The sequence below is a fragment of the Streptomyces sp. NPDC017202 genome (assembly GCF_044331705.1).
In the GTDB taxonomy this organism is placed as follows: domain Bacteria; phylum Actinomycetota; class Actinomycetes; order Streptomycetales; family Streptomycetaceae; genus Streptomyces.
Genome location: NZ_JBIRNP010000018.1, coordinates 41,530 through 65,882, shown reverse-complemented (window position 1 = coordinate 65,882; position 24,353 = coordinate 41,530). Strand labels below are relative to the sequence as shown.

The window sequence follows — 24,353 nt, the reverse complement described above, 5'->3', positions numbered from 1 at the left end:
CTCCTGTACGAGCCGACAGTGCAGGTGCCGGGACCCCGGACTCACGCCTCGACGCGCAGCCAGATGTCGCCGGTGCGGAGCCAGAGGGTGCCGTCGCGGCCCTGGCCGCAGCGCATGACGACCCTGCCGGGTACGTCGACTGTCCGGTGGTCGGTGGCTGTCCAGGCGGTGCCGTCGAACTCGGCGCGGGTGAGGGTGACGGTCCGCCGGTCGTGGTCGCGGCGGGTCAGTACCGCCCGGTCGCCGCGGACCGCGAATCCGTCCGGGTCGCGGACGGGGCTGCGGTGACTGGTCACTTCGCCGGTGGACGGGGTGATCCGGGTCAGGAAGGTGCCGGTCCGGCTTCCGGAGTACCAGACCAGCCACACCTGGTCGTCCTCGGTCGCGGCCGTGCAGCCCTCCAGCGGGTGGTCGGGCAGCCGGCCCCGCGGGTGCCATGTCGCGCGGCCGTCGGTGTCCCAGCCCGCGAGGCCGGCCGCGGACTGCGGGTGGCCGCCGTAGACGCCCTCGTCGCCGTAGGCCGTCCAGATCCTTCCGTGGCGGTCGGTGACGAGGGCGGGGATGTCGTCGCCGACGCAGAACTCGCCCTGGGACGTTCCGGAAGCGGAGAACACCACGGCGTTGGGCTCCCAGGTGCCTTCCGTCTCCCCCAGTCGCGTACGGCTGCCCACCAGCAGGAACCGTGACTCCGGGAGAAGGGCGAGGTGGCTGGGCCGGATCCGGACGTCCTCGATCGGGGTACGTCGCTCCCCCTGCCCCGTGAGGGTCACCAGCTCGCCGCCGAACGGACCTTTCAGGCTCCACCCGACCCACCCTTTGACGTGGGGGCTGCGCTTCAGGTACCGCCGGTGGACCAGCACGACCGCCAGTTCCCCGGCCGGCCCCACGGTCCATCACAGGGCCTCGTACCCGCGCGAGGCATCGGCGGCGGGCAGGCTCCACGCCTCCTGCACGACGGCATCGGCGTGGTCGCTCATCTCGTGACGCGTCATCGGGATCGGTCACCTCGGGGACTCCGGGGGCCGACGCCGCCCGAAGATCACCACCTTACGGGTCACGGGGACGGTGTCCCACGGGTTTCTGTACGGGCGTTGTACGGCTCCGGAGGCGTGTCCCCGTGCTCGCGGCCCGCGTTGGACATGGTCCCGGCGGCGGGCGCGGGTTTCGGGACGGAAGGGCGTGAGGGCGGTGCGGGAGACGCGGAACGGTGGCGCGGTGAAGCCGAAGGAGGAGGGCCCGGACCTGCCGGGGGCGTGGTCGGCGTACGGCAGGCTGCTCCAGCACCTGCGCAAGCGGGTCGGGTTGAACCAGCAGGAGCTCGGCGAGGCCATCGGTTACTCGCTGGAGCAGGTCGCCTCGGTCGAGCAGGGACGACGGCCGGCGAAAGCGGCGTTCACACGGGCGGCGGACCGGGTGTTGGAGGCAGGCGGGGTTCTGGAGGTGCTCCAGGACGAGGTGGACCGGGCGAAGTTGCCGAGGTTCTTCCGTAACTTCGCGGTCATCGAGGCGGAGGTGGTGAGCCGCTTCTCGTACGATCCGCTGCTGGTGCCGGGGCTGTTGCAGACGGAGGGGTACGCGCGGGCGGTGTTCGCGGGGCACTGCCCGCCGCTGAGCGAGGAGATCATCGACCAGCACACGGAAGCGCGGTTGAGTCGGCAGAAGCTGCTGACTCGGGTACCGCTGGCGGAGCTGTCGTTCATCGTGAGCGAGGAGGCGTTGCGCGATCCGGTGGGCGGCCCGGAGGTCATGGGCGAGCAGTGGCAACGCCTGCTGGAGGTCAGTGCGTTGCGGAACGTGGAGGTGCAGGTCATGTCCGCCAGGCGGGGGTTCCATCCGGGTAAGAACGGTCCGTTCGTGGTGGTGGAGTCACACGAACACCGGCTCCTCGGGTACTTCGAGTCGCAAGGGGTCGGGTGCGTTGTCACGGATCCCGCCGAGGTCAGCGCCTTCGCGCTGCGCTATGGCAAGCTGCGATCGCAGGCCTTGAACGTCGAAGAGTCTGCGCGGCTCATCGAGCGGATGGTGGGAGAGACATGAGCGTGGAGCAGGTGGCCGACAACGTGAACGCGCTGCGCTGGTTCAAGAGCAGCTACAGCGGGTCAGACGGCGGCGACTGTGTGGAAGTGGCTGTCGGCCTGGACGCCGTGTACGTACGGGACTCAAAGGTCGCGGGTGGCAGGCCAGTGCTGCGGGTAGGCCCAGGAGAGTGGGAAACGTTCGTAGCGCACGCTGAGTAAAGCTGGTGACATAGAGCGGTGGCCTTGATGCAGGAGCAGCTTCAATAGATCGAGGAGGATCCGCCTGGAGGTTGCAACCAGCGTCCAGAGCAACTGAGCGGCCGAAAATCTCAGCCTCACCAGCCGCCTACCCCTGTCACCCATGCAATACCCCAGCGGCATTGACGGCTCAAGGTGTCGGCAACCTGATGCAGTCAGCCGGGTGCTCCGGGCGCAGGGCACCCGGCTGACTGTTATCCCGTTACCGAGTAGAGCTCAACTTCAGTTAGCTTCAGACCACTTCGCGAGGCCAACTACGCCTCCCTGTTCGGCAGCGTCAAGGGCTTCCTTGGCACGGCTCACCGCGCTGGCAAATTTGGCGAACTTCTCACGATTGAACAGCAGAACGGTGGTGGAATCCTCGTACGTCTCCTCATTCTCGCTGTGAGTGAACAGAATCACACGGTTGCCGATTTCCGAATCATTCATGACGCTCAGCTTCACGAAATCGGAGGCAATGACAGGCAGAGTTTCAATATCTATGTTGAACATTTGGGTTATGCTAACTTTCTTGATCCGTTGCCGCATGGACGGCATTTGTTTTTCGATACCCTATGCTCGCATATCGAAAGCTTGCTTCAGAACAGGGCGCCTTCGGCGCCCTCACCGAAATCCGACCCACCTCGCGCGGCGAGCTGCTCTTTGCGCTTACGGATGGCATCCGGGGAGGGTGGAGGCAGGTCGGGATGCTTTTCCCTGGCCTTATCCTCCGTCACTCCTCTGTGCAGACCGAGATGCACCTCGTCGGTGTACGCTTGGTGGTTCAACTGGCGCAGGCGGTCAATGATCTCGGTCCGGGCGAGCAGGCCGATGGTGTAGCGGGGACCCTGGTCGGTCTCGTAGAAACCGTGCTCCAGCGAGAATGTTTCGTGGTTTAGGTCGGCCGGCAAAGTGGCGCCAGACTCGTCGAGAAGATCGTACCAACCATATGCCTCGACCGTAGCCCTATCGATCTCCTCGTGAATACGGCGAAGCTCGACGATGCCTTCGTCCTTACAGTCAGGATCGTGAACCATATTATAGGTTGCCGTTAGACCCACATTTCGTTCCACCATAAAGTTTCGGCGATATTCATGCAACCGCTCACCAGCCACATGAAGGCGATCGGTAAGCGAAGGCCGCACCAAGGTCTCAAATACATCTGTAATATTGTAGCTGAGGTCCGCTTTCAAGGTAGCGCTGCGATCCAAGGCCCACCAATAATGCACGCCACTACTCAGTAGGCCCAGCAGCCCGAAAGAGTCGGAGGCAAAAACACCCAACTTCTGGGAAAACACTTGCCCCGTAGGAACAATGACGGGCATAACCGTTTTACTAACGAGCGTAATGACGATACACGTTTCAAGTCGAGAGATTGCAGCAGTCATCGCCGGACGCTTCTCAGCATAATGCCACCAATAGTCGCGATATGCTTTTCTATTATTCAGCTCACGTTGAGGCTTAACGTCTCTGACAACTTTTGCATACGCTTCCGGATACCCCTTACATCTCCCTTCAGGCCAATCATGGAAGTTTACTACCCAACGCTCCGATCCGTGACCTACGTTAGTATTCACATCCTGTCCATTTACATACCTAAACACTACATCCGCATAACGGGGGTCGGATTCAATCCAAGCGCGAGCCTCCGACTCAGGCATCGTAAAACCAATTGCGTCAATTTTACTGCCAGCGAACATGACGCCAGACATCTGCACGAGCGACTCCGCCCAGGAGGACGTGCGAGTTTCGAGATTCAGTGATGTGGTAATTCCATTCGGCGCCGAATCCCCTCCGAGGACCTTGCTAGCACCCATTTCCATCCGTGCTTTACTAGCCCAAACTACACAATATTCCAGCTGTGCAGACTTTGACGGCCAGGGTGCACTCTTAAGTGCCCGGCGAATAGTCCAGCTACTCTCCAATTGATCCAGCCCCACCTCCCGCGTGTCCCCTTGAGCCAGCGTGTTAGTTGCAATAACCCCTGCCTGCCCAAAAGCATTCAACAAATCGCGCGCACGCAAAGTAAAATAGGCGACCAGATCCGCATTACCGCGCTTTTCGCCAGCTAGATATTCAATCAGATATTCCCTATAGGACTCTCCCATGGCGCCAGTAAGCTTACTACCACCCAAGAATGGCGGATTTCCTACGACGGCATCGAATCCCCCCCTGAGCGAAAACACCTCGGGGAAGATAAGCGGCCAATGCACTGGAAGCCGTCCCAGTGCACCCTGAATCGATTCCGCCGCCAGCCACTCCTCAGCTGTAGCCCGAGCCCCCTGCAACACCTCGGAGTCGTCCTCGACTCCCTCCTCCACAATCTGCCGCACGATCCACGCAGCCCGAGGAAACAGATCCCGAACCCGCTCCCCGCCCTCCTCCTCGTACCAAGGCACCCGCCCAGAAGCACAAGTAGCCAGCGCAGCCCCCGCGATCAGGTCCCCCACCAGCCGCAGCCGCCGCGAGTGCCGGTTGACCTCCTCCAGCCGCTCCCGCTTCTTCTGGAGCGCCGGCAGGTCGACGCCCTTGATCGCGGTGATCGCCAACCGCTCGCGCGTCAGCTGGTCCACCAGCTCCCGCGCCTGTTCGGCCAGGACGTCGGTCTGGCCGCTCGGCTTCATGTGGACGGACTGGAGCTGCTCCATGCTGTGCACGCCCAGCAGCGAGTCGCCGCACACCAACCGGTCGTCCAGGAAGGTGAACGGCCGCTCCGGGTCCATCGACACCAGCCACAGCGACAGCTTGGCCATCTCCACGGCCATCGGGTTGATGTCCACGCCGTACAGGCAGTGTTCGATGACCTGGCGGCGGGCCTCCACCACCACGGGGTCCTGTTCGGCGTCGGCCGCCGTCACGGCGTCGACGGCGCGGCCGGCCCGGTAGACCATCGCGTCGGTGCGGCCCTCGTTCTCCCAGGCCTCGATGAGGCGGTCCGCGAGGTAGCGGCAGGCCGCCACCAGGAACGCCGCCGAGCCCATCGCGATGTCCGCGACCTTCAGGTCCAGGATCTGGTCGGCGGACTTCAGCCGCCACTCCCCCGTGTCCGCCGTCTGGAGCGGGCCCGGCTCGTAGACCAGGGGCTCCAGCGCGTGCAGGACGACCTCCTCGGCGAGGAAGCGGGGCGTGTAGTGCGTGCCCGTGTTCTTGCGGAGCGAGGACTCGGTGACGTACAGGGTGCCGTTGGGGATGACCGTGGGCAGGCCGCGCAGGTCGTCGCGGAGGATGCCGACGAAGGGCAGCAGGCGTTCCGTGAGGGCCGGGTCCTTGGTCACCGCGTTGAGGCGGCGGGTCGCCTCGGCCGTCTCCTCCGCCCCGAGCGGGGCGAGCTTCTTCTCCAACTGGCCCGCCGTCGCCGGGGGCTTGGGGTCCTTCCACTTCTCGTGGACGGCCTTCGCGAGCGCCTTGACCGACGAACCCGCCTTCGCCGCCAGGGACTCCAGCTCCCGCAGCGGGACCTCGTGTTCGAGGCCTTCGGGGCCGATGAGGCCCACCATGTGCTCGGTGGCGCGGCGGCCGTCGAAGGAGAGCAGGCCCTCGTAGACGTAGCCGATCTGCTCGACGTCCAGGGCGCGGAAGCTGAGGGTGCGGACCTCGCGGTCCTTGCCCTTGCCGACGCGGACCTCCTGGACGGACTGGAGCATGTGCAGGACGGTGCGGTCGTCGATGGGGAGGAGCGGGGTGGTCAGCTCCAGCCAGGGGTGCTTCTCGGGGTCGAAGATCGAGCCGTCGTAGGCGGGGAGGCGGAAGCCGGAGCCGGGGTGGTCCACTCCCCCGTGCACGGCGTGGAAGAGGGCGATCAGGCGGTGCCAGGCCGAGGTGGTGTGCTCCAGGGAGGTCTCGCCCTCCTCGTCCGCGCGCGCCTTCAGCTCGTCGCGCAGGAAGCGGGCGGAGTACGAGCGGGCGTACACCTCGTTGTCGGCGGGGAGCAGGCCGCGTTCCTCGGCGAAGAGGAGGAAGACGATGCGCATCATCACCGCGACCGCGCCGCGGTAGACCTCGCCAGCCGACACCCCGGACGCGTGCAGGCCCCGCGCCCCGTGCTCGACCGCGCGCACGTCGGCGCGGCCGATGGCGTCGACGAGGAGTTCGACGGCCTGGCGGACCTGGACGCCGAGCGCCTCGGTGACGTCCTCGCCAGCGGCGAGGCTGGCCTTGAGGAGGCCGACGAGCGTGTCGGGGTCGTCGTACTCGAAGAAGCGGCGGCGGCCCAGCAGGGAGGCGAAGGCGCGGACGACGTTGCGTTCGGCGGCCTCGTTCCAGCTGATGGAGTCGAAGACGGCGGTGGTGGTGACGCCGCCGAGCGGGGCCCAGACCAGGCACCACCAGCGGCCGTCGGTGACGAGGCCGAGGGGGACGCCGTGGTGGCGGAGCAGGCGGGCCAGGCGGTCGGCGGGGGACGCGGCCCAGTCGCCGCCACCGCCCGCGCGGGAGGTGGGCGCGGTGCCCGCCGGCACGGTCACGCCGAGCACGCGGACGCGCTTGGCGGCGGACTCCGCGTCCGGTTCGGCGGCGAGGTCGGCGCCCGGTTCCACCAGCGCGAAGTCGGGGCGGACCTCGGTGCCGTGCTCGGCGACCCGCAGGGTGAGGCGGTCCAGGCCGTGGTGCTCGGCGTCCCCCTGGCGGAAGGCGAGGGCGTCGTCCCAGCCCAGCAGGCGGCGCAGGACGTACGCCACCCACTCGTCGCGGCCGGCGACCGTGTCGGTCTGCCAGTCGGCGTGGCGGGCGCGCAGGCGGGCGCGCTCGTCCTTCTCCAGGGTGTCGAGCTGGGGCCAGGCGCGCAGCAGGACGGGCATCGTGAGGAAGGGGCCGGAGACCTCGGTGAGGTCCAGCCACTCCTGGTGCTGCCGGCGGCCGTCGACGGCCTGGGCCTTGGCGGCGGCTACTCCACGGCTCACGGGGCGGCGGGGGCTCATCGGCGGGCTTCCTTTGCGGGGACGACGAAGACGACGGCGGCGGGGAAGAGGTGCGAGCGGGGCTCGCGGTAGCGGGCGGCGATGGCGGCGAGCTCGCGCTCACGCTCGGCGGGGAGGCCGTCGAGGCGGTACTGCCAGCGCTGGCGGTCCTCCTCGAACTGGCGGCGCTCGTGCCCGGTCAGTTCGTGGGTGGAGAGCAGGGCGAGCTGTTCGCCCTCGCCGTCGCCCTCCTCCTTGAGCTTGGTGCGCAGGGTGTTCTCGAAGCGGTCGAGGGTGGCGGTGATGCGGCGCTCCTCCTCGGCCCGGCGGTCGGCGAGGCGGCTCTCCAGCTGGCGGCCGAGTTCCGCGGCGCGGGCCTCCAGGGAGCGGTAGAGGGGGTCGCGGAGCCTGGGCCAGGCGTCGGTGAGTTCCCTGCGCAGGTGCGGGGCGGCCTCGGTGCCCTCGGTGAGGGCGCGGGACAGGACGCGGCCCTGTTCGTTGACCGACTCCCAGCGGCGGAAGCGGCCGGTGTCGCCGAACCAGCCGCCCGCGTACAGGACCTCCTCGTGCAGGCGGGTGCCGTCCGTGCCGACGAGGACGTAGCGCGCGTACGCGGAGACGAGGGTCGTGGTGACGGCCGGGTCGTCGGAGACGACGGCGGTGACGCGGCTGAGGCCCACCGAGTCGGCGTTCCAGACGGCGGCGGTGAGCAGGCGCGTGGAGAGGGCGACGAGGGGGTGCTTGAGGTGGGCGAGGACCACGTCGTCCCGGCCCCGCGCGGCGACCTGCGGGGAGAAGGTGAGGGGGCGCTGCTCGCCCTCGCGGAGCTTGTGGGCGAGGCCGCGGGTGGCCCGCTCCCAGCTGCCGGACAGGGGCTGCACCTCGAAGAGGTCGCCCGGCTCGAAGTCCTCGGCGCGGACCGTGGAGGGCAGGAGCCGCGGCTGGTGGTCCAGGGCGAGGGCGGTGTCCACGACGCGCTTGACGGTGGCCGGGGTGAGGCCGAGGACGTTGACGGTCTCCTCGTACTGGTCGGCCAGCTTCTTCGTCTGCGCGGTGACGTTCTGCTCGGGGGCGACCTCGCCGCCGGTGCGGCGGCCCTTGATGGGCTTGGGCCTGGCGTTCTCGATGTCGACGGGCGCGGTGTCGCCGGTCATGCGGCGCTGTACGGCGTCGGCGAGGACGGCGTTGACGGAGCCGAGGTCGTGCTCCATGCGGGCGACCTTCTTGGCGACGCGGGAGAGGAACTCCAGGTCGGCCTCGTAGGAGCCGGCCTGGGCCTGCTGCCAGCCGGAGCCGATGAAGTGGGTGATCTCCGGGTCCTTCTTCTGGCCCCAGCGGTCGATGCGGCCGATGCGCTGTTCGAGCTTGTTGGGGTTGAAGGGGATGTCGTAGTTGATCAGGCGGTGGCAGTGGTTCTGGAGGTCGATGCCCTCGCCGGCGGCGTCGGTGGCCAGCAGGATGCGGACCGTGCCCTCGGGGCGCGACGGCTCGGTCTGGAAGCCGAGGCGGATGCGCTCGCGCTCCTCGGTGGCGAGGCCGCCGTGCAGGCGCTCGACGCGGCCGCCGTCGGCGAGTTCCTCCGCCTGGAGGAGGTCGTGGAGCCACTCCTGGGTGTCGCGGTACTCGGTGAAGATCACGACCCGCTCGTTGGTCCACCGCTTGCCGTCGGGGCGGCAGATCGCCTTGATCTCGCGGATCAGGGCCTCGGCCTTGGAGTCGGGGGCGGCCTCGTGGGTGAGCGCCCAGCGCTCCATGTGCTGGAGCAGGTCGAGTTCGCGGCCGTCCTCGGCCGGGGTGAGGGAGGTGGAGCGGGTCAGGGCGTCGTCCTCGGCGTCGACCAGGCCGGTGTCGTCGAGGTCGGCGACCAGGTCGGCGAACTCCTCCAGCCACTCGGGGACTTCGGCGGCGGCCGAGCGCCCGCGGGCGGGACCGGTGTCCTCCAGGTGGGAGAGGTAGACCTGCACGGTGTGCAGGAAGGCCGCCGGGGAGGAGAACAGGCGCTTCTTCAGCAGCAGGGTCACCAGGTCGGCGGCGCGGCGCCCGCCGCGGGCCTTCGGGGTGAGCTTCCCGCGGCGCAGCTCGGCGAACTCCCCGAGGAGCTGGTGGATCTCGCGCTCCTCGGGCGTGTAGTCGACGGGGAGTTCGCGGGTCCTGCGGGTGCGGAAGCGGGGCGTGCCGTCGGCGTTGGTGACCGTCGACTTCAGGCGGCGTACGACGGTGTCCCTGAGCGCCTCCTTGTCGGGGTCGACGCCGCGGGCGAAGCGCTGGTCGTCGATGAGCTCCAGAAGGGCGGTGTAGGACTCGGGGTAGCCGTTGTGCGGGGTGGCGGAGAGGAAGAGGCGGTGCTCGAAGTGCGGGACGAGGCGCCGGATCAGCTTGGTCTGCTGAGAGTCGACGGCGTACACCTGCTTGGGCGCGGCGGGTGCGACGTGGTGGGCCTCGTCGAGGACGAGCAGGTCGAAGAAGCGCTTGTGCTCGCCGTCGGGGCTCTCCTCGGGCGCGCCGACGACCTCGTCGAGGAGGCGCTGGGCCTTCTGGCCGCGCAGCCACGGCAGGGAGACGATGGTGAGCGGGTGGACGCGGAAGGGGTTGGCGGCCGTACCGTGGGTGCGGCGCAGGCGGGCGCAGTGCTCGGAGTCGACGATGGTGAACTCCAGGCCGAACTTCTCGGCCATCTCATCGCGCCACTTGAGGGTGAGGCCCGCCGGGCAGACGACCATGACGCGCCGGGCGCGGCCGCGCAGCAGCAGTTCCTGGACGACGAGTCCGGCCTCGATGGTCTTGCCGAGGCCGACGTCGTCGGCGAGGAGGAGGTTGACGCGGGGGGCGCCGACGGCGCGGGAGACCGGCTCCAGCTGGTACGGCTCGACGGCGACGCCGGAGCGGAACGGGGCCTGGAGGGTCCTGGCGTCGGCGGAGGCGACGGCGGACCAGCGGACGGCGTCGAGGAACGCGGCGAGACGGTTCGGGGGGTCGAAGGAGTCGGTGGCGGCGTCGGGGAGGGAACCGGCGGGCAGCACGCGGCGGCCGGGCTCGACCTCCCAGATGACGGAGAGGGTGTCGCCGAAGCGGCCGTCGGCGACGGACTGGAGGTGGACGAGGGTCGCGGGCCTGCGCGCCTCGCCTGCGTCGTCGCCGTCGCGGGACGGTGACGGGGACGGCTCGACGCGGGCGACCACCCAGGACTGGCCGCGCACCTCGACGAGGTTGCCCTCCTCGGGGAGCTGTTCGGCCCCCGCCGGCTCGGTCTCGCGCTGAGCTGCTGACGTCATGGGCGCTGTTCCCCTCGGTTCTCTCCTGCGGCCGTCCGCAGACAGTGTCCTGTCTCCCCACCGGAGCGGTACGGTCGCAGATTAACACGCAGTGTTGACTGTGAACACAGATTACAAAATCATCATGCGGGGGTGGGGCGCGTCAGGTGATGCGGCGCAGGCGGTTCAGCAGCGTGCGGGACCGGCCGTGCCGGGGGTCGGTGTCGGACAGGACGCGTTCCTCGTCGCCCACCAGGCGGCTCAGCAGCTCGGTCGCCGCGTGGCGCTCACCCGTGCGGGCGAGCAGCACGGCGATCTCGTAGCGCGTGTCCAGCACCTCCGGATCGTCCGGTCCCAGGAGGCCGCGCTGTTCGGCGAGGACGGACCGCAGTTCGTCCAGCGCCTCGCGGGTGCGGCCGAGGGCCCCCACGCACAGGGCGTGTCCGACCCGGGCGGCGAGCACGTCGTCCGGTGCGAGCCCGGCGTCGGCCGTCAGCTCGGCGTACTCCCGCAGGGCGTGTGCCGGCCGGCCCGCCCTGCGGAGACGGTCCGTCTCGGCCAGGCGGGGATGCGGGATCCTCGGCGCCGGGGGGCTCACCCGCGGGGGCGCGCAGGCGGCCGCACGGACGGCCACCTCGGTCGCGGAGACGGGCCGGTCCTCCGGCTCCTTCTCCAGGAGCGCGTACACCAGCTCCCGCAGTGCGGCGGGCACCCCGGAGCGGCGGTCCTCGATCGGCGGCACCGGGTCGTGGGCGTGCCGGTGGTACAGCATGAACGGGCCGCCGGAGGCGAAGGGCGGGACACCGGTCAGCAGCTCGTAGAGCACACAGCCCAGGGAGTACAGGTCGCTGGCGGGCACGGCCTGGCCCACGGCCTGCTCGGGGGCCATGTACACCACCGTGCCCGGGGTGGCGTTCGCCGCGGTGAAGCGCGTCTCGCCGGGCTGCGGGTCGAGGGCCGCGGCGACACCGAAGTCGAGGACCTTGACGTCGCCCCCGGGCGTGATCATCAGGTTCGAGGGCTTGAGGTCGCGGTGCACGACGTTCTGGGCGTGCGCATAGGCGAGCACCTCGGCCGTACGCCCCGCGATGTCCGCGACCCGCTCGACGGGCAGCGGGCCCTCGCCCTTCAGGACGGCGTCGAGGGCGCGGCCGGGGATCAGGTCCATGACGAGGTAGAGCTCGCCCTCGTGGCTGCCGTGGTCGTGGACGGCCGGGATGCCCGGGTGGCGCAGGCGGCTGGTGAGCCGCGCCTCGCGGAGGAAGCGCCGTTCCAGGGAGGTGAACCCCGCGCCTCCCGCGCGAGGGGCGACCAGCTTGACCGCCACCTCGTGGCCGTTGCTCCGGTCCGTCGCCGCCCAGACGACCCCCATGCCGCCGCGGCCCAGCTCCCGGGTGAGCTCGTAGCGTCCAAGGCTTCGCCGCATCGCACCCGTCCCCCGTCCCGGCGCCCCGGCGCCCTCGACATCCCGCGGCCGGGCGGGGTCGCCCACCCGGTCGGCGCGGCCATTTTCTCACCGCTCACACGGGTCCCGGCCCTTGCGGGACCGGAAAGGGACACCGGGGGTCCTCCGGCGCTGCGGGACGCAGTGCCGGCTCGGGGCGCGACGCGGGGAGATGGGGGGCCAGTGCCACGTACACCTCGGTCGCGGAGGAGGGCCGGTCCCGCGGACGCTCGGCGAGCAGAGCGGTGACGAGGTCGCCCAGGGCTCACGGGACGGGGACGGCGGAGTCCGCGACGACGGGGACGGCGAGGAGTTCGGCGGCGACGGTCCTCACGGCCACGGGCCGCTCCAGCCGCAGGTCGCGCCCCTGCCGGACGTGGCCCATCAGACCGTGACCGAGCACCGATGTGAGCCGGTAACGATCAAGGAGCACCGTTCCCGGCGTGAATCTCTGCATTTCTCCCGTCCTCCACATTTCCTGCACACCAAACCCAAATATTTGTACTGTGAACACAGTTAATGGGCGTAGTAGCCTCTCTTGTGAAGCCGCCCGAAGTTCGCCCCCACCGGCCCGTGCAAGAGCCCAGCACCTCGGAGACTGTCGATGAGCACCACCGGTTCCGTACCCGTCAGCCTTGCCGAGATCGCTCGGATCGCCGGCGTGGGCCGGGCCGCGGTCAGCAACTGGCGCCGACGCCACGACTCCTTCCCCACCCGGATCGGCGGCACGGACGTCAGCCCCCAGTTCTCCCTCGCGGAGGTCGAGCGGTGGCTCAGGGAGAACGGCAAGCTCGACACCATCGGCGGGCGCGAGCTGCTGTGGCCCCGGTTCGAGGCACTCGGCAGCCGGGACGAGTCGGGGCTGGCCATCGCCGAGGCGGCCCGCCGTATGCGCTCCCCCCGCTCACGAACCTCGCCGGTGGAACTCACTCCCGGAGCCGAGGAGCTGGTCGACGAGGCGGCGGAGCTGGGACGGACCGAGGGGGCGCGCGAGACGTTCGAGTTCCTGCTCCAGCGATGGCTCGAGACCCATGTGCGCCAGCTGAGCACGACGCCTCCCCCGCTCGCCGCCCTCATGGCCCGGATCGCGCTGGGCGTCCGCGTCGGCTCGGGCGACGGCGACCGCTCGGGCGACGGCAACGGCAACGGCAACGAGGAACTCACGGTCCTCGACCCCGCCTGCGGCACGGGGCACCTGGCTGCCGCGGCCATGCGGGAATGTGCCGGCCCGGGCCTGGCGGTACTGGCCTGCGAACGGGACCCCGCCCTCGCCGCGCTGGCCGCGGCCCGGCTGGCGTTCGTGGCGGACGAGCACGAAGCCCGCACGGAGATCGCCACGGCGGACGCCCTGCGCGAGGACCCCTTCACCGGTCCGCGGGCGGACATCGCGCTCTGCAATCCGCCGTTCAACGAACGCGACTGGGGCTACGAGGAACTCGCCACCGACCAGCGCTGGACACACGGTCTGCCGCCGCGGACCGAGCCGGAACTGGCCTGGGTGCAGCATCTGCTCGCCCATCTCGCACCGGGCGGGGCGGCCGTCGTCGTCCTGCCCCCCGCGGTCGCCTCGCGCAAGGCCGGCCGGCGCATCCGAGGCTCCCTGCTCCGGACCGGCGCGCTCCGGGCCGTGGTGGCGCTGCCCCCGGGGAGCGCGCAGCCGCACAGCGTCTCGCTCCAACTGTGGATCCTCAGGGCCGCACCGGACGGACCGGGCGCGACCCCGCCCGGCCAGGACGCGCTGCTCGTCGACGCGACCCGCTTCGCGAGAGCCGGCACACGCGATTCCGGTCCCGCCTGGGAGGCGCTCGACGCCTTCGTGCTCTCCGCGCTGGAGGCTCTCGACCGCCCCGACACGGACCCGCCGTACGGCGCCGTCCGCGTCCCGCTCATCGACCTCCTGGACGACGAGGTGGACGTCACACCGGGGCGCTACACCTCGCTGAGCACCGAGCCGTCCGGCCTCGAACTCGCGAAGACCTGGAAGGAACTGGGGTCGGTCCTCACCGACCTGGCCCGCGGCGCCCAGCGGCTGGCGGAACTGAGGGTGGAGACCGACAGACCGCAGACCATGGCCACCGTCGGGGACCTCGTCAAGGCCGGTGCGCTGTCGATGCGCGCCGGACAGCAGCCGCCCGACGGCACGACGAAACCCGGCGCCGCCTCCGTGCCCCTGCTCACCGTCTCCGACCTGCTGACGGACGGCACCCCCAGTGGGCTCGTCGCCCCCGGGACGGCGCCGGTGATCGCCGAACCGGGCGACGTCGTGGTCGCCGGAGTGGTGCGCGCGTTCAAGGCGTGGGTGCACGAAGGGCCTCCGACGGCCCTGGGGCCGCAGCTCCACGCGCTCCGGGTCGACCCGGCGAAACTGGACGCCCACTTCCTCGCCGGCTGCCTGCGCGCGCCCTCCAACGGCCGTCAGGCGGGCACCCACGCCTCCAGTTCGTCACGGGTCGACATCCGGCGCCTGCAGGTGCTCCAGCTCCCCCTGGCGGAACAGGCGGCGTACGCCGAGGTCTTCCGCACCCTCGAGACCTTCGAGGAGCAGCTCGTCAGCGCCGACGGCACGGGCAGGGGCCTGGTGAGCGACGTGACCGATCTGCTGGCCGCGGGTGGGCTGGACGTCTGACGTCCGGGCCGCGGCGGACGCACGGTCCTTCAGCCGTCGCGGTACAGCTCCGTCAGAAGGGCGATCGTGACCCGGGCGGCGGGGTGCGGGGGGGGTGACCGGCCCCGACGGGGCGGGCACGGCGGCGGCGGGGCGGGACTGACCGGCGCCGGCCGCGCCCCGGCCGGCCGCGCCGGGCGCGCCGGGCGCCCGTACCGGCAGGCACCGCCCCGTACAGGCACCGCCCCGTACCGGCAGGCCCGCCTCACGCCGTCGTCGCCACCGCCGTCACCGCCGTCACCGTCGCCTCCGTCACCGTCGCCTCCGTCGCCGGCCTCTCGAACTGGGTGCGGTACAGCTGTGCGTACCGGCCGTCCGCCGCCAGCAGGGTCTCGTGCGTGCCGCGTTCCACGATGCGGCCGGACTCCACGACCAGGATCAGGTCGGCGGACCGCACGGTGGACAGGCGGTGGGCGATGACGACGGCGGTACGGCCCTGGAGGGCTTCGGCGAGCGCCTCCTGGACGGCCGCCTCGGAGGTGTTGTCGAGGTGGGCGGTGGCCTCGTCGAGGATGACGACCCGCTGGCGGGCCAGCAGCAGGCGGGCGATGGTCATGCGCTGGCGTTCGCCGCCCGAGAGGCGGTAGCCGCGCTCGCCGACGACCGTGTCCAGGCCGTCGGGCAGGGAACGGACCAGGTCGTCGAGGCGGGCCCGGCGCAGGGCGTCCCACAGGTCGTCCTCGGGAGCCTCGGGCCGGGCGAGGAGCAGGTTGGCGCGGACGGTGTCGTGGAAGAGGTGGCCGTCCTGGGTGACCATGCCGAGCGTCGCCCGCAGGGAACCGGCGCTCAGGTCGCGGACGTCGACCCCGCCGATGCGGACGGCGCCCTCGTCGACGTCGTACAGGCGCGGCAGCAGCTGGGCGATCGTCGACTTGCCGGCGCCGGAGGAGCCGACGAGGGCGACGGTCTGGCCGGGTTCGGCGCGGAAGGAGACGCCGTGCAGGACCTCGGCGCCGTCGCGGGTGTCGAGGGCGGCGACCTCCTCCAGGGAGGCGAGGGAGACCTTGTCGGCGGAGGGGTAGCCGAAGCGGACGTCGTCGAACTCGACGGCGACCGGGCCCTCGGGCACCTCGCGGGCGTCGGGCTTCTCCTCGATGAGGGGCTTGAGGTCGAGCACCTCGAAGACGCGCTCGAAGCTGACCAGCGCGCTCATCACCTCGACGCGAGCCCCGGCGAGCGCGGTGAGGGGGGCGTACAGGCGGGTCAGCAGCAGGGCGAGGGCGACGACGGCGCCGGGGTCGAGGGTGCCGTCCAGCGCGAGCCGGCCGCCGAGGCCGTAGACGAGGGCGAGGGCCAGGGCCGACACCAGGGTGAGGGCGGTGATGAACACCGACTGGGCGGTGGCCGTGCGGACGCCGATGTCGCGGACCCGGGCGGCGCGCTCGGCGAACTCGGCGGACTCCTGCTCGGGGCGGCCGAAGAGTTTCACGAGGGTGGCACCGGGCGCGGAGAAGCGTTCCGTCATGCGGGTGCCCATCACCGCGTTCAGCGCGGCCGCCTCGCGCTGCATCTCGGCCATCCGGCGGCCCATGCGGCGGGCCGGCACCACGAACACCGGCAGCAGGACCAGGGCGAGCAGGGTGACCTGCCAGGACAGGGTGAGCATGACGGCGAGGGTGAGGACCAGGGTGACCAGGTTGCTGACCACTCCGGACAGCGTGTTGCTGAAGGCTCGCTGGGCGCCGATGACGTCGTTGTTGAGGCGGGAGACGAGCGCGCCGGTGCGGGTGCGGGTGAAGAAGGCGACCGGCATCCGCTGCACGTGGTCGAAGACCGTGGTGCGCAGATCGAGGATGAGCCCCTCCCCCAGGGCCGCCGAGAGCCTGCGGCCCAGGATGCCGAACGCCGCCTCCAGCACGGCGATCAGCGCGATGAGCAGGGCGAGGCGGACGACGGTCGCGCCGTCGCCGTGCGACACGATCGTGTTCACGACGCGGCCCGCGAGGACGGGCGTGGCCACGGCGAACAGCGCGGTCACCACCCCGATGAGGACGAAGGCGACGATACGGCGGCGGTGCGGGCGGGCGAAGGCGCCGATGCGGCGCAGCGCGGCACGGTTGAAGGGGCGGCGTTCGTGCCGGGCGTGCATGACGCTGTACAGCTGCGTCCAGGCGGTGGTCTCCATGCTCATGGAGAGACCGTAGGACCTCGACCGGAGTTGAGGTCAACATGGCGGCGGGAAAGCACCCTGCGAGAAAGCACCGTGCGAGAAAACGCCGTGCGGGGCGACCGTCACCCGGACCGGGCCGGCGTCGGGGTCGACGCGGTGGGTCCAGTCGGCGGGCAGGCGCAGGGTGCGGTTCGGCAGTGCGGTGCGCAGCCGCTCGCGGTGCAGGACGCGGCCGTTCTGGGTGACGTGCAGGACCGGGCGGGTGAGTTCCGTCGCCGTGCGCAGGACGTACGGGAGCCGGTCGGCCGGGGTGACGCGGTTCGGGGCGATCCAGCGCAGGGGCGGGTCCACGGTCAGGGGGACGGCGGGCGGGCGTCCGGTGCCGGCCGTCCGGCGTTCGGTACGGGTGCCGGTGCCGGTGCCGGCTCGGGTATCGGTGCCGGTTCGGGTATCGGTGCCGGTTCGGGTGTCGGCATCGGCGAGGTGGTCCAGGACGGCGCCCGCCGCGTGGACGCCGTCGCGGGCCGCGGTCGCCGCGCTCTCCGCGGGGTGCAGCAGGCTGCCGGCGGCGAAGACGCCCGGTCGCGAGGTGTGCAGGGTGCCGTCGACGGCGGGGCCGCGGGTGCCGGGGTCGAGCGACAGGCCCGCACGGCGGGCCAGTTCGTGGTCGGGGACGAAGTCGCCGGTGAACACGACGGTGTCGCAGGGCAGTACGGCCGTCCGGCCGTCGCGGTGCCGGACGCGGACGCCCGACAGGCGTCCTTGGCCCAGGAGTTCGGCGACGGTGGTGTGCGTGAGAAGGGGGATCCCGTGGCGCAGGCGGGCGTCGGCGGCGCGGGCCGCGGCGATCTGCGGGCGGGCGTGCTCGGTGAGCATCGCCACCACGGTGGCGCCCGCGGCCCGTACGGTGCCGGCCGCCGCGTAGGAGACGTCCTCGGCGCCGACGACCACGGCCCGTGTCCCGATGCGCTGCCCGTGGAGGTGGACGGCGCGCTGGAGTTCGCCCGTGGTGTGGACGCCGGCCGGGCGGGTGCCGGGCACCAGACGGGCGGCGCGCGGGCGTTCGTGGGCGCCGGTGGCGAGGACGACCGCGCGCGCGGTGAGCGTCTCGGGGCCGTCGGGGCCCACGGTGTGCAGGGACAGCGGGCCGGCCCAGTCGAGGGCGGTGACGCCGGGGCGGACGGTGGCGCCGGCCCGCCCGGCGGCGGCGACCAGCAGGCGGGCGTACGCCGGGCCGGTCAGGGGGTGCAGGAGGGTGCCGTAGCCGCCGTGCGCGCAGTGGCGGGGTGTTCCGCCGGGCTGCCGTTCGCGGTCCAGGACCTCGACGCGCCCGGCGCCCGCCGCGGCGAGGCGGGCGGCGGCCGCGAGTCCGGCGGGGCCCGCGCCCACGATCAGGACGTCCACCTCGCGTGCGGCGGTCATGCCGGCCTCGCCTTCCCCGGCCGGGCGGGCACCGCCGACGCCTCCACCGGCAGGGATCGGACGGAAGCGGCGCCGTGGGTCCCGCGGCCGGGACCACGGGAGGCGCCGGGCCGGTCGTGCCCCGCGCCGAACCGGTCGTGCCCCGCGCCGAACCGGTCGTGCCCCGCGCCGAACCGGTCGTGCCCCGCGCCGAACCGGTCGTGCCCCGCGTCGGGCCGGTCGTGCCCCGCGTCGGGCCGGTCGTGCCCCGCGCCGAGCCCCACGGCGTCGAACCCGCGTCCGGTCGTCATACCGCCTCCGTCTTCCCCGGCTCCCCCGTCTTGCCCGGCGGGGCCGCCGCGGCCGTCGCCTCCGCCAGGAGGGCGCGGACCTCGGGGCCGCAGTGCGTGCCCTGGCAGCGGCCCGCGCGGGCGCGGGTGCGGCGGCGCAGGCCTTCGAGGGTGCGGGGCGGGATCGGGCCGGCGAGGGCGTCGCGGAGGTCGCCGCGGGAGACGCGCTCGCAGTGGCAGACGAGGGTGCCGTACTCCGGGTCGGCGGCGATGCGGTCGGCGGCGGGGCGCGGGTCGCGCATGCGCACCGGCTCCAGGGGCCGGGCGGGACCCAGGTCGAGGCCGGTCCCGTCGGCCAGCAGGGCGGTGACGTGGGCGGCGATGGCGAGGGACGCGGTGAGGCCGGTGGAGCGGATGCCGCCGACGGTGACGTGTCCGGCGTCCCGGTGGGCGGTGATGCGGTAGTCCTCGTGCTCGGTGGCGGCGCGCAGACCGGCGTAGACGGCGGTGACCTCCTCGTCGAGGAGGGCGGGCAGGATGCGGGCGCCCTGGGCGCGCAGGGCGGCGAGGCCCTCGGCGGTGGATCCGGTGGCCCGCTTGTCGTCGAGGTCCTCGGCGGTGGGGCCGAGCAGGACGTTGCCGTACACGGTGGGGGCGACGAGCACGCCTTTGCCGAGGGCGGTGGGGACGGGCAGCAGGATGTGGCGGACGAGGCCGCGGGTGAGGGTGTCGAAGACGATGAGCTGGCCGCGGCGCGGGGTGACGGTGAAGTCGTCGTGGCCGAGCAGGGTGTCCAGCGTGTCGGCGTGCAGTCCGGCCGCGTTGACGAGGCGGCGGGCGCGCAGGGTGCCCCGGGCGGTGCCGAGCGCGTGGCCGCCGTCCTGTCGGCTCACGTGCGTCACCGGTGCGTTGAGGTGGAGGTCCACGCCGTGCCGGACCGCCTGGGTGGCGTACGCCAGCGGGGTCGTCCACGGGCAGACGACGCTCTCGCCGGGCACGTGCAGGGCGCCGAGCGCGCCGGGGCCCAAGTGGGGTTCGCGTGCGTAGAGTTCGGCCGGTCCGAGGAGGCGGGCAGCACGGTACTCGTTGCGTTCGGCCTTCTCGGCGAGGCGGGGCAGGGCGGCGAGCTGTTCGTCGTCCCAGGCCACCAGGAGCGCGCCGACCGGGTCGACGGGGATGCCGGACTCGGCGGCGTACGCGGTGAGCAGGCGCGCTCCCTCGCGGACGAGCCGTGCCTCGAGGGAGCCGGGGACCGCGTCGAAACCGGTGTGCAGGATCGCGGTGTTGGCCTTGGAGGTGCCCTGCCCGATGTCGTCCTGGGCCTCGACGAGCGCGACCTTCAGGCGGGGCCGGCGGGCCAGTTCGCGGGCGACGGCGCAGCCGACGACCCCCGCGCCGACGATCACGACGTCGTACGGGTCCGTGGGCAGCGGCCCTTCGGCGGTCACCGTCATGCCGGGGCCCCGTCCGACAGAGCGTCCGCTGTCGCCGCCGTGCCGGAGACACCGTCCCGCGGGCCTTCGGCGGCGGCCGTCACCCCGGAGGCACCACCCCACGAACCCCCGGCGTCCACCATCACCCCGGAGGCACCGCCCCACAGACCCCCGACGGTCACCGTCATGCCGGGGCCCCGTCCAGCAGGACCTTCACCGCGGCGCGGAAGCGGCCCAGGCGGTCCGCCGCCTCGTCGGGCGTGACGCGGGGCTCGTACACCGCCGACGGCTCGGTCTCGGGGAGCGCTTCGGCGAGGGTCGTGCCGTCGGCGGTCCCGAGGCGGGCCAGGGCGCCCACGCCGAGGGCGGTCGCGTCGGGCAGGGCGGACACCTCGACCGGGCGTTGCAGCAGGTCGGCCTGGGTCTGCATGAGCAGGGCGGAACGGGTCAGGCCGCCGTCGACCCGCAGCAGGGTCAGGGGGGTGCCGAGGTCGGCCGCCGCGGCCTCCGCCAGCTCGACGACCTGGGCGGCCAGGCCCTCGCACAGGGCGCGCACCAGGTGTCCGGGGGTGGTGTCCAGGCCGAGTCCGGTCAGGGAGCCGCGCAGGTCGCCGCGCCACCAGGGGGCGGCGAGTCCGGCGAGCGCCGGGACGAAGGTGACGCCGCCGCTGTCGGGTACGGACGCGCCGACGGTGTCGAGGTCGGCGGCGCCCGCGATGACGCCGAGGTCGGTGAGCCAGCGCACGGCGGAGGCGGCGGTGTACACCTGGCCGTCGAGGCAGTGGTCGGTGCGTCCGGCGAGCCGCCAGGCGACGCAGCTGACCAGGCCCGAGGTGCCTCGTCGGGGGGTGCCGCCGGTCGGGGCGAGGAGGAACGCCCCGGTGCCGTAGGTGCACTTGGCGGTGCCGGGTGCGGTGACGCGCTGGGCGAGGAGGGCGGCCTGCTGGTCGACGGCGAGGCCGGTGAGCGGGATGTCGTACCCGAACTCGCTTGTCGTACCGACGGGTTGGGCGTTGTCGACGATCTCCGGGAGCCGCTCCCCGTCCAGCCCGTGGAGGCCGAGGGCGCGGGGTGACCAGGTGACCCGGTCGAGGTCGAGGAGCTGGGTGCGGCCGGCGGTCGCCGCGTCGGTGACGAAGGCGCCGGTGAGGCGGTGCGTGAGCCAGGCGTCGCTGGTGGTGACGACTCCCCGGGTGGTCAGGTGACGGCGGATCCAGGCCATCTTGGGGGCGGCGAAGTACGGGTCGACGGGCAGACCGGTCAGTTGCCGTAACTCTTCTGCGTGCGGGGCGAGTTCAGCGCACAGGGCGGCCGCGCGGCGGTCCTGCCAGACGAGGGCGTCGGTGAGCGGGCGGCCCGTCGCCGGGTCCCAGGCGAGGACGGTCTCGCCCTGGTTGGCGAGGCCGAGCGCCACGACGGGCTCACCGGCCTCGGCCAGCGCGCACCGGCCGGCGTCGAGCACCGAGGCGTACAGCTCGGCCGGGTCCACCTCGACGAGGCCGCCGGGCAGGTGGCGGGGGTGTACGGCCGCGAACCCGGTTCCCAGGACGCCGCGTTCGGGGCAGACGACCAGGGCCTTGGTGCCGGACGTGCCCTGGTCGACGGCGAGTACCGGACCCGTCATCACGTCCCTTCCCAGGTGATCGGCGGCCTTGGCCCCGTCGGTGATCGGCGGCCTCAGCCTGCCTCCGGGCGGCCCGCCCCGTCAAGCGGCGCCGGCCGTCCCCACCTGCATCGATCCGGCCACTCCAACGCCGCCTGATCACCGCTCAGTTGCAGTATCACCAAGCCTGGTCGGATCGATCCGGAAACGGGTGTGAGCGGTGCGGGCCGGGCCCTATAGTGACCGCCGACCCAGGCGATCTCCTCATCTGCCGCCCCGAGGAGGGCTGTTGTTACTCCACCCTGCCGTCCCGCCCCATTCCCGACCGGGAGCGAGCGGCTGATGGCCAGAGACGGAGCACGCCCCGCCTACGATCCCGCGGGCCACGACGGCGAACTGCGGGCGGCCCTGCAGGAGGTGCGCACCGGCCGCTGGCTGTCGATGCGGACCCTGCTGGAGCGCACGACGCGGTGGTGGCAGTGGACGCAGCGCACCCAGGTGCTCGCCGCGGGGGCGGCCGGGACCGATGTGGTCCGGGCCTGGCTCGCCGAGGAGCCGGACAGTGTGCCGGCCGCCGTGATGGCGGCGCGGGTCGCCGTCGAGCGGGCACTGCGCGCGCACCGCGAGCGGCACCGCCGTACGCACGAACTGTGGATCGAGGCCTGGGACCTGAGCCAGAGCGCCGCCCGGGCCGCGCCGGCCGACCCGGTGCCGTGGGTGTGCCTGCTGGCCCTGGCCCAGCTGGACCGCGAGCAGTCGTGGGAGGAGCACCGGGCGCCGCCGCCGGACCCGACCCTGCCGCCCGGCCCGTGGGGGCTGCTGGCGGAGGCCGTCGAGCGCGACCCGCACAACCGCGAGGCCCACCACCGCATGCTCCAGTTCCTCTACGCGCGTGCGGCGTCCGGGCGGCTGGCGGAGGCGGCCGGATTCGCCCAACTGGCCTCCCAGAACGCCCCGCCGGGTTCGGCGCTGCACGTCCTGCCGCTGTACGTGCGGGTCGAGCGCTACCGGCGCGGCGGCGGGCGGGAGGCCGCCCTCGACCTGCACTGGGTGGCCGACGACGCCGCCCGTGAGGCGCTGCACGCGCACACCGCGTGGTTCGGGCGCAGCGCCGCCGCGGAGCGCTCCCCGCTCGACCTGAACCATCTCGCCCACGCGCTGTGGGGTGCGCACCGGTTCGCCGACGCGGCAGGGGTGTTCGACGCGATCGGCCCCTACTGCACGCCCCTGCCCTGGGCGTACCGCACCGCGGTGCCCGGTGATCACGGCCAGGCCGTGCAGGTGTTCCTCCAGGCCCGCACCCGCAGCCGACCGGCCGCGCGGCACGTGCCCGACTGACGGGCCGTCATCACACACTCGTCCGACCACTCTTACGTATCCGCTCGAACCCCCTTCGGAGGATTTGGCATGTCCGGCGCTACCGAACCACCGCTCGCCACCCCCGTCCCGCGACCAGACGAGGAGCAGCGGTTACGCGAACTGGGCTACCGGCCCGTGCTGGCCCGCCGCATGGGCGGCTTCGGCAACTTCGCGATCAGCTTCTCCGTCATCTCGATCCTCTCCGGCTGCATGACCCTGTACGGCTTCGGCATGGGCGCGGGCGGCCCCGCGGTGATGCTGTGGGGCTGGGCCGGGGTGGGGCTGTTCGTGCTGTGCGTGGGGCTCGCGCTGGCCGAGGTCACCAGCGCGTATCCGACGTCGGGCGCCCTGTACTACATGGCGGACCGGCTCGGCGGGCGCCGCTGGGGCTGGTACACGGGCTGGCTGAACCTGCTCGGACTGCTCGGCGCGATCGCCGGGATCGACTACGGCGCCGCCCTGTTCGCGGGGGCGTTCGCCAACCTCCAGTGGGGCTTCGAGCCGACGCCGGAGAAGACGATGCTGATCTTCATGGCGATCCTGCTGCTGCACGCCGTGCTGAACCTGTTCGGGGTCCGCCTGGTCAGCGTCCTGAACTCGGTCTCCGTGTGGTGGCACCTGGCCGGAGTGGCGCTCATCGTGGGCGCGCTGGCCGTCGTCCCCGACCACCACCGCTCCCCGTCCTTCGTCTTCGGCGAGTTCGTCAACGACACCGGCTGGGAGAACCCGGTGTACGTGGCGGCGATCGGCCTGCTGCTGGCCCAGTACACGTTCTCCGGCTACGACGCCTCGGCGCACCTGTCGGAGGAGACCGCCAACGCGTCGGTGTCCGCGGCGCGCGGCATCGTCCGCTCGATCTGGGTGTCCTGGGCTGCGGGCTTCGCCCTCCTGGCGGGCCTCACCTTCGCCATCCAGGACTACGACGCCACGCGCGCCACCGCGACCGGCGTGCCGCCCGCGCAGATCCTCCTGGACGGGCTCGGCACGGACGGGGCGAGCGCGCTGCTGCTCGTGGTGATCGTCGCGCAGCTCTTCTGCGGCAACGCCGAGGTCGCCGCGGCCAGCCGGATGGTGTTCGCGTTCAGCCGGGACGGCGCCCTGCCGGGCTCGCACCTGTGGCGCAAGGTCAGCGCCCGCACCCAGACCCCGGTCGCCGCGGTGTGGCTGTCGGTCGGCGTGGCCTGCGTCCTGGCCCTGCCGTCGCTGTACTCCGCGACCGCCTACGGCGCGGTCACCGCGATCAACGTCATCGGCATCACACCCGCGTACGCCATCCCCGTGCTGCTGCGGCTGCGCGCCGGGGACCGTTTCCGGCCGGGTCCCTGGAACCTGGGCCGCTGGAGCAGGCCGGTCGGCTGGGTCGCCGTGGTGTGGGTGGCCTGTGTGACGGTGCTGTTCTGCCTGCCGCAGTCGTCCCCGGTGACGGCGGACACCATGAACTACGCGTCCCTAGCCCTCGTCGTCGTGCTGGTCCTCGCCACGGTGTGGTGGTTCGTGGCCCGCCGTTCCTACGGCACGCCCACGGCGGCGGCGTACGGATCGGACAAGGAACAGGCGGAACTGGCCGAAGGCATCGTCTGAGCCGGTCGTCCGAGCCGGTCGTCCGAGCCGGTCGTCCGAGCCGGTCACCGGGTACGAACCGCCGTC

Annotated in this window: 16 protein-coding genes; 5 read left to right on the top strand and 11 right to left on the bottom strand. The window is 72.1% G+C overall.

Annotated features, from left to right (window positions below):
• Positions 1 to 41: 41 nt before the first annotated feature.
• Positions 42 to 887 (bottom strand): hypothetical protein, encoded by an 846-nt coding sequence (locus tag ACH4N1_RS27400; RefSeq protein WP_398101037.1) that lies wholly within the window; start codon positions 885 to 887, stop codon positions 42 to 44.
• 328 nt (positions 888 to 1,215) lie between these two features.
• Here ACH4N1_RS27400 and ACH4N1_RS27395 point away from each other — a divergent pair, with 328 nt between their 5' ends.
• Together ACH4N1_RS27395 and ACH4N1_RS27390 are read left to right on the top strand one after the other, a co-directional pair.
• The gene (locus ACH4N1_RS27395; RefSeq protein WP_398101035.1) at positions 1,216 to 2,037 is read left to right on the top strand and encodes a helix-turn-helix domain-containing protein; all 822 of its coding nucleotides are present in this window, start codon (positions 1,216 to 1,218) and stop codon (positions 2,035 to 2,037) included.
• Complete coding sequence (locus tag ACH4N1_RS27390) at positions 2,034 to 2,237, top strand: DUF397 domain-containing protein (protein ID WP_398101033.1); 204 nt, start codon at positions 2,034 to 2,036, stop codon at positions 2,235 to 2,237. The genes ACH4N1_RS27395 and ACH4N1_RS27390 overlap by 4 nt, the downstream gene beginning before the upstream one ends.
• A gap of 261 nt (positions 2,238 to 2,498) precedes the next feature.
• On the opposite strand, the gene ACH4N1_RS27385 is transcribed toward ACH4N1_RS27390, so the two are convergent.
• From ACH4N1_RS27385 to ACH4N1_RS27365, 5 genes are all read right to left on the bottom strand, one after another.
• Positions 2,499 to 2,768 (bottom strand): hypothetical protein, encoded by a 270-nt coding sequence (locus ACH4N1_RS27385; RefSeq protein WP_398101031.1) that lies wholly within the window; start codon positions 2,766 to 2,768, stop codon positions 2,499 to 2,501.
• Between the two features lie 86 nt (positions 2,769 to 2,854).
• Positions 2,855 to 7,171: an Eco57I restriction-modification methylase domain-containing protein gene (locus ACH4N1_RS27380; RefSeq protein WP_398101029.1), complete on the bottom strand. Its 4,317-nt coding sequence runs from the start codon at positions 7,169 to 7,171 to the stop codon at positions 2,855 to 2,857.
• On the bottom strand, positions 7,168 to 10,422 hold the full coding sequence (drmD, locus tag ACH4N1_RS27375; RefSeq protein WP_398101027.1) for a DISARM system SNF2-like helicase DrmD: 3,255 nt from the start codon (positions 10,420 to 10,422) through the stop codon (positions 7,168 to 7,170). Before drmD ends, ACH4N1_RS27380 begins: the two co-directional genes overlap by 4 nt.
• A 142-nt stretch (positions 10,423 to 10,564) precedes the next feature.
• Positions 10,565 to 11,827: a protein kinase gene (locus ACH4N1_RS27370; RefSeq protein WP_398101026.1), complete on the bottom strand. Its 1,263-nt coding sequence runs from the start codon at positions 11,825 to 11,827 to the stop codon at positions 10,565 to 10,567.
• Positions 11,828 to 12,110: 283 nt separating this feature from the next.
• Positions 12,111 to 12,302, bottom strand: a complete 192-nt coding sequence (locus ACH4N1_RS27365; RefSeq protein WP_398101024.1) for a hypothetical protein — start codon at positions 12,300 to 12,302, stop codon at positions 12,111 to 12,113.
• Positions 12,303 to 12,449: 147 nt separating this feature from the next.
• Here ACH4N1_RS27365 and ACH4N1_RS27360 point away from each other — a divergent pair, with 147 nt between their 5' ends.
• Complete coding sequence (locus ACH4N1_RS27360; protein WP_398101023.1) at positions 12,450 to 14,471, top strand: N-6 DNA methylase; 2,022 nt, start codon at positions 12,450 to 12,452, stop codon at positions 14,469 to 14,471.
• Between the two features lie 244 nt (positions 14,472 to 14,715).
• Here the strand turns inward: ACH4N1_RS27360 and ACH4N1_RS27355 are convergent, their stop codons facing one another.
• The 5 genes from ACH4N1_RS27355 to ACH4N1_RS27335 form a co-directional block, all read right to left on the bottom strand.
• Positions 14,716 to 16,635 carry an ABC transporter ATP-binding protein gene (locus ACH4N1_RS27355; protein ID WP_398101138.1) on the bottom strand — a complete coding sequence of 640 codons (1,920 nt, stop codon included), beginning with the start codon at positions 16,633 to 16,635 and terminating at the stop codon, positions 14,716 to 14,718.
• Between the two features lie 39 nt (positions 16,636 to 16,674).
• Positions 16,675 to 18,042, bottom strand: coding sequence for an NAD(P)/FAD-dependent oxidoreductase (locus ACH4N1_RS27350; protein ID WP_398101022.1), 1,368 nt, complete (start codon positions 18,040 to 18,042; stop codon positions 16,675 to 16,677).
• Positions 18,039 to 18,332 carry a hypothetical protein gene (locus ACH4N1_RS27345; RefSeq protein ID WP_398101021.1) on the bottom strand — a complete coding sequence of 98 codons (294 nt, stop codon included), beginning with the start codon at positions 18,330 to 18,332 and terminating at the stop codon, positions 18,039 to 18,041. Before ACH4N1_RS27345 ends, ACH4N1_RS27350 begins: the two co-directional genes overlap by 4 nt.
• On the bottom strand, positions 18,329 to 19,765 hold the full coding sequence (locus ACH4N1_RS27340) for an FAD-dependent oxidoreductase (RefSeq protein ID WP_398101019.1): 1,437 nt from the start codon (positions 19,763 to 19,765) through the stop codon (positions 18,329 to 18,331). Before ACH4N1_RS27340 ends, ACH4N1_RS27345 begins: the two co-directional genes overlap by 4 nt.
• A 163-nt stretch (positions 19,766 to 19,928) precedes the next feature.
• Complete coding sequence (locus ACH4N1_RS27335; RefSeq protein WP_398101018.1) at positions 19,929 to 21,368, bottom strand: FGGY family carbohydrate kinase; 1,440 nt, start codon at positions 21,366 to 21,368, stop codon at positions 19,929 to 19,931.
• Between the two features lie 321 nt (positions 21,369 to 21,689).
• Between ACH4N1_RS27335 and ACH4N1_RS27330 the strand changes: the two genes are divergently transcribed.
• Together ACH4N1_RS27330 and ACH4N1_RS27325 are read left to right on the top strand one after the other, a co-directional pair.
• Positions 21,690 to 22,685, top strand: coding sequence for a hypothetical protein (locus ACH4N1_RS27330; protein ID WP_398101017.1), 996 nt, complete (start codon positions 21,690 to 21,692; stop codon positions 22,683 to 22,685).
• Positions 22,686 to 22,754: 69 nt separating this feature from the next.
• Positions 22,755 to 24,287 (top strand): amino acid permease, encoded by a 1,533-nt coding sequence (locus ACH4N1_RS27325; RefSeq protein ID WP_398101015.1) that lies wholly within the window; start codon positions 22,755 to 22,757, stop codon positions 24,285 to 24,287.
• Positions 24,288 to 24,353 lie beyond the last annotated feature (66 nt).

Excerpts from the sequence above, each read along its gene's own strand:
- drmD (WP_398101027.1), bottom strand. The coding sequence starts at position 10,422 with ATGACGTCAGCAGCTCAGCGCGAGACCGAGCCGGCGGGGGCCGAACAG.
- ACH4N1_RS27385 (WP_398101031.1), bottom strand. The coding sequence starts at position 2,768 with ATGTTCAACATAGATATTGAAACTCTGCCTGTCATTGCCTCCGATTTC.
- ACH4N1_RS27345 (WP_398101021.1), bottom strand. The coding sequence starts at position 18,332 with ATGACGACCGGACGCGGGTTCGACGCCGTGGGGCTCGGCGCGGGGCAC.
- ACH4N1_RS27335 (WP_398101018.1), bottom strand. The coding sequence starts at position 21,368 with ATGACGGGTCCGGTACTCGCCGTCGACCAGGGCACGTCCGGCACCAAG.
- ACH4N1_RS27355 (WP_398101138.1), bottom strand. The coding sequence starts at position 16,635 with ATGGAGACCACCGCCTGGACGCAGCTGTACAGCGTCATGCACGCCCGG.
- ACH4N1_RS27325 (WP_398101015.1), top strand. The coding sequence starts at position 22,755 with ATGTCCGGCGCTACCGAACCACCGCTCGCCACCCCCGTCCCGCGACCA.
- ACH4N1_RS27360 (WP_398101023.1), top strand. The coding sequence starts at position 12,450 with ATGAGCACCACCGGTTCCGTACCCGTCAGCCTTGCCGAGATCGCTCGG.
- ACH4N1_RS27370 (WP_398101026.1), bottom strand. The coding sequence starts at position 11,827 with ATGCGGCGAAGCCTTGGACGCTACGAGCTCACCCGGGAGCTGGGCCGC.
- ACH4N1_RS27365 (WP_398101024.1), bottom strand. The coding sequence starts at position 12,302 with ATGCAGAGATTCACGCCGGGAACGGTGCTCCTTGATCGTTACCGGCTC.
- ACH4N1_RS27340 (WP_398101019.1), bottom strand. The coding sequence starts at position 19,765 with ATGACGGTGACCGCCGAAGGGCCGCTGCCCACGGACCCGTACGACGTC.
- ACH4N1_RS27350 (WP_398101022.1), bottom strand. The coding sequence starts at position 18,042 with ATGACCGCCGCACGCGAGGTGGACGTCCTGATCGTGGGCGCGGGCCCC.
- ACH4N1_RS27390 (WP_398101033.1), top strand. The coding sequence starts at position 2,034 with ATGAGCGTGGAGCAGGTGGCCGACAACGTGAACGCGCTGCGCTGGTTC.
- ACH4N1_RS27380 (WP_398101029.1), bottom strand. The coding sequence starts at position 7,171 with ATGAGCCCCCGCCGCCCCGTGAGCCGTGGAGTAGCCGCCGCCAAGGCC.
- ACH4N1_RS27330 (WP_398101017.1), top strand. The coding sequence starts at position 21,690 with ATGGCCAGAGACGGAGCACGCCCCGCCTACGATCCCGCGGGCCACGAC.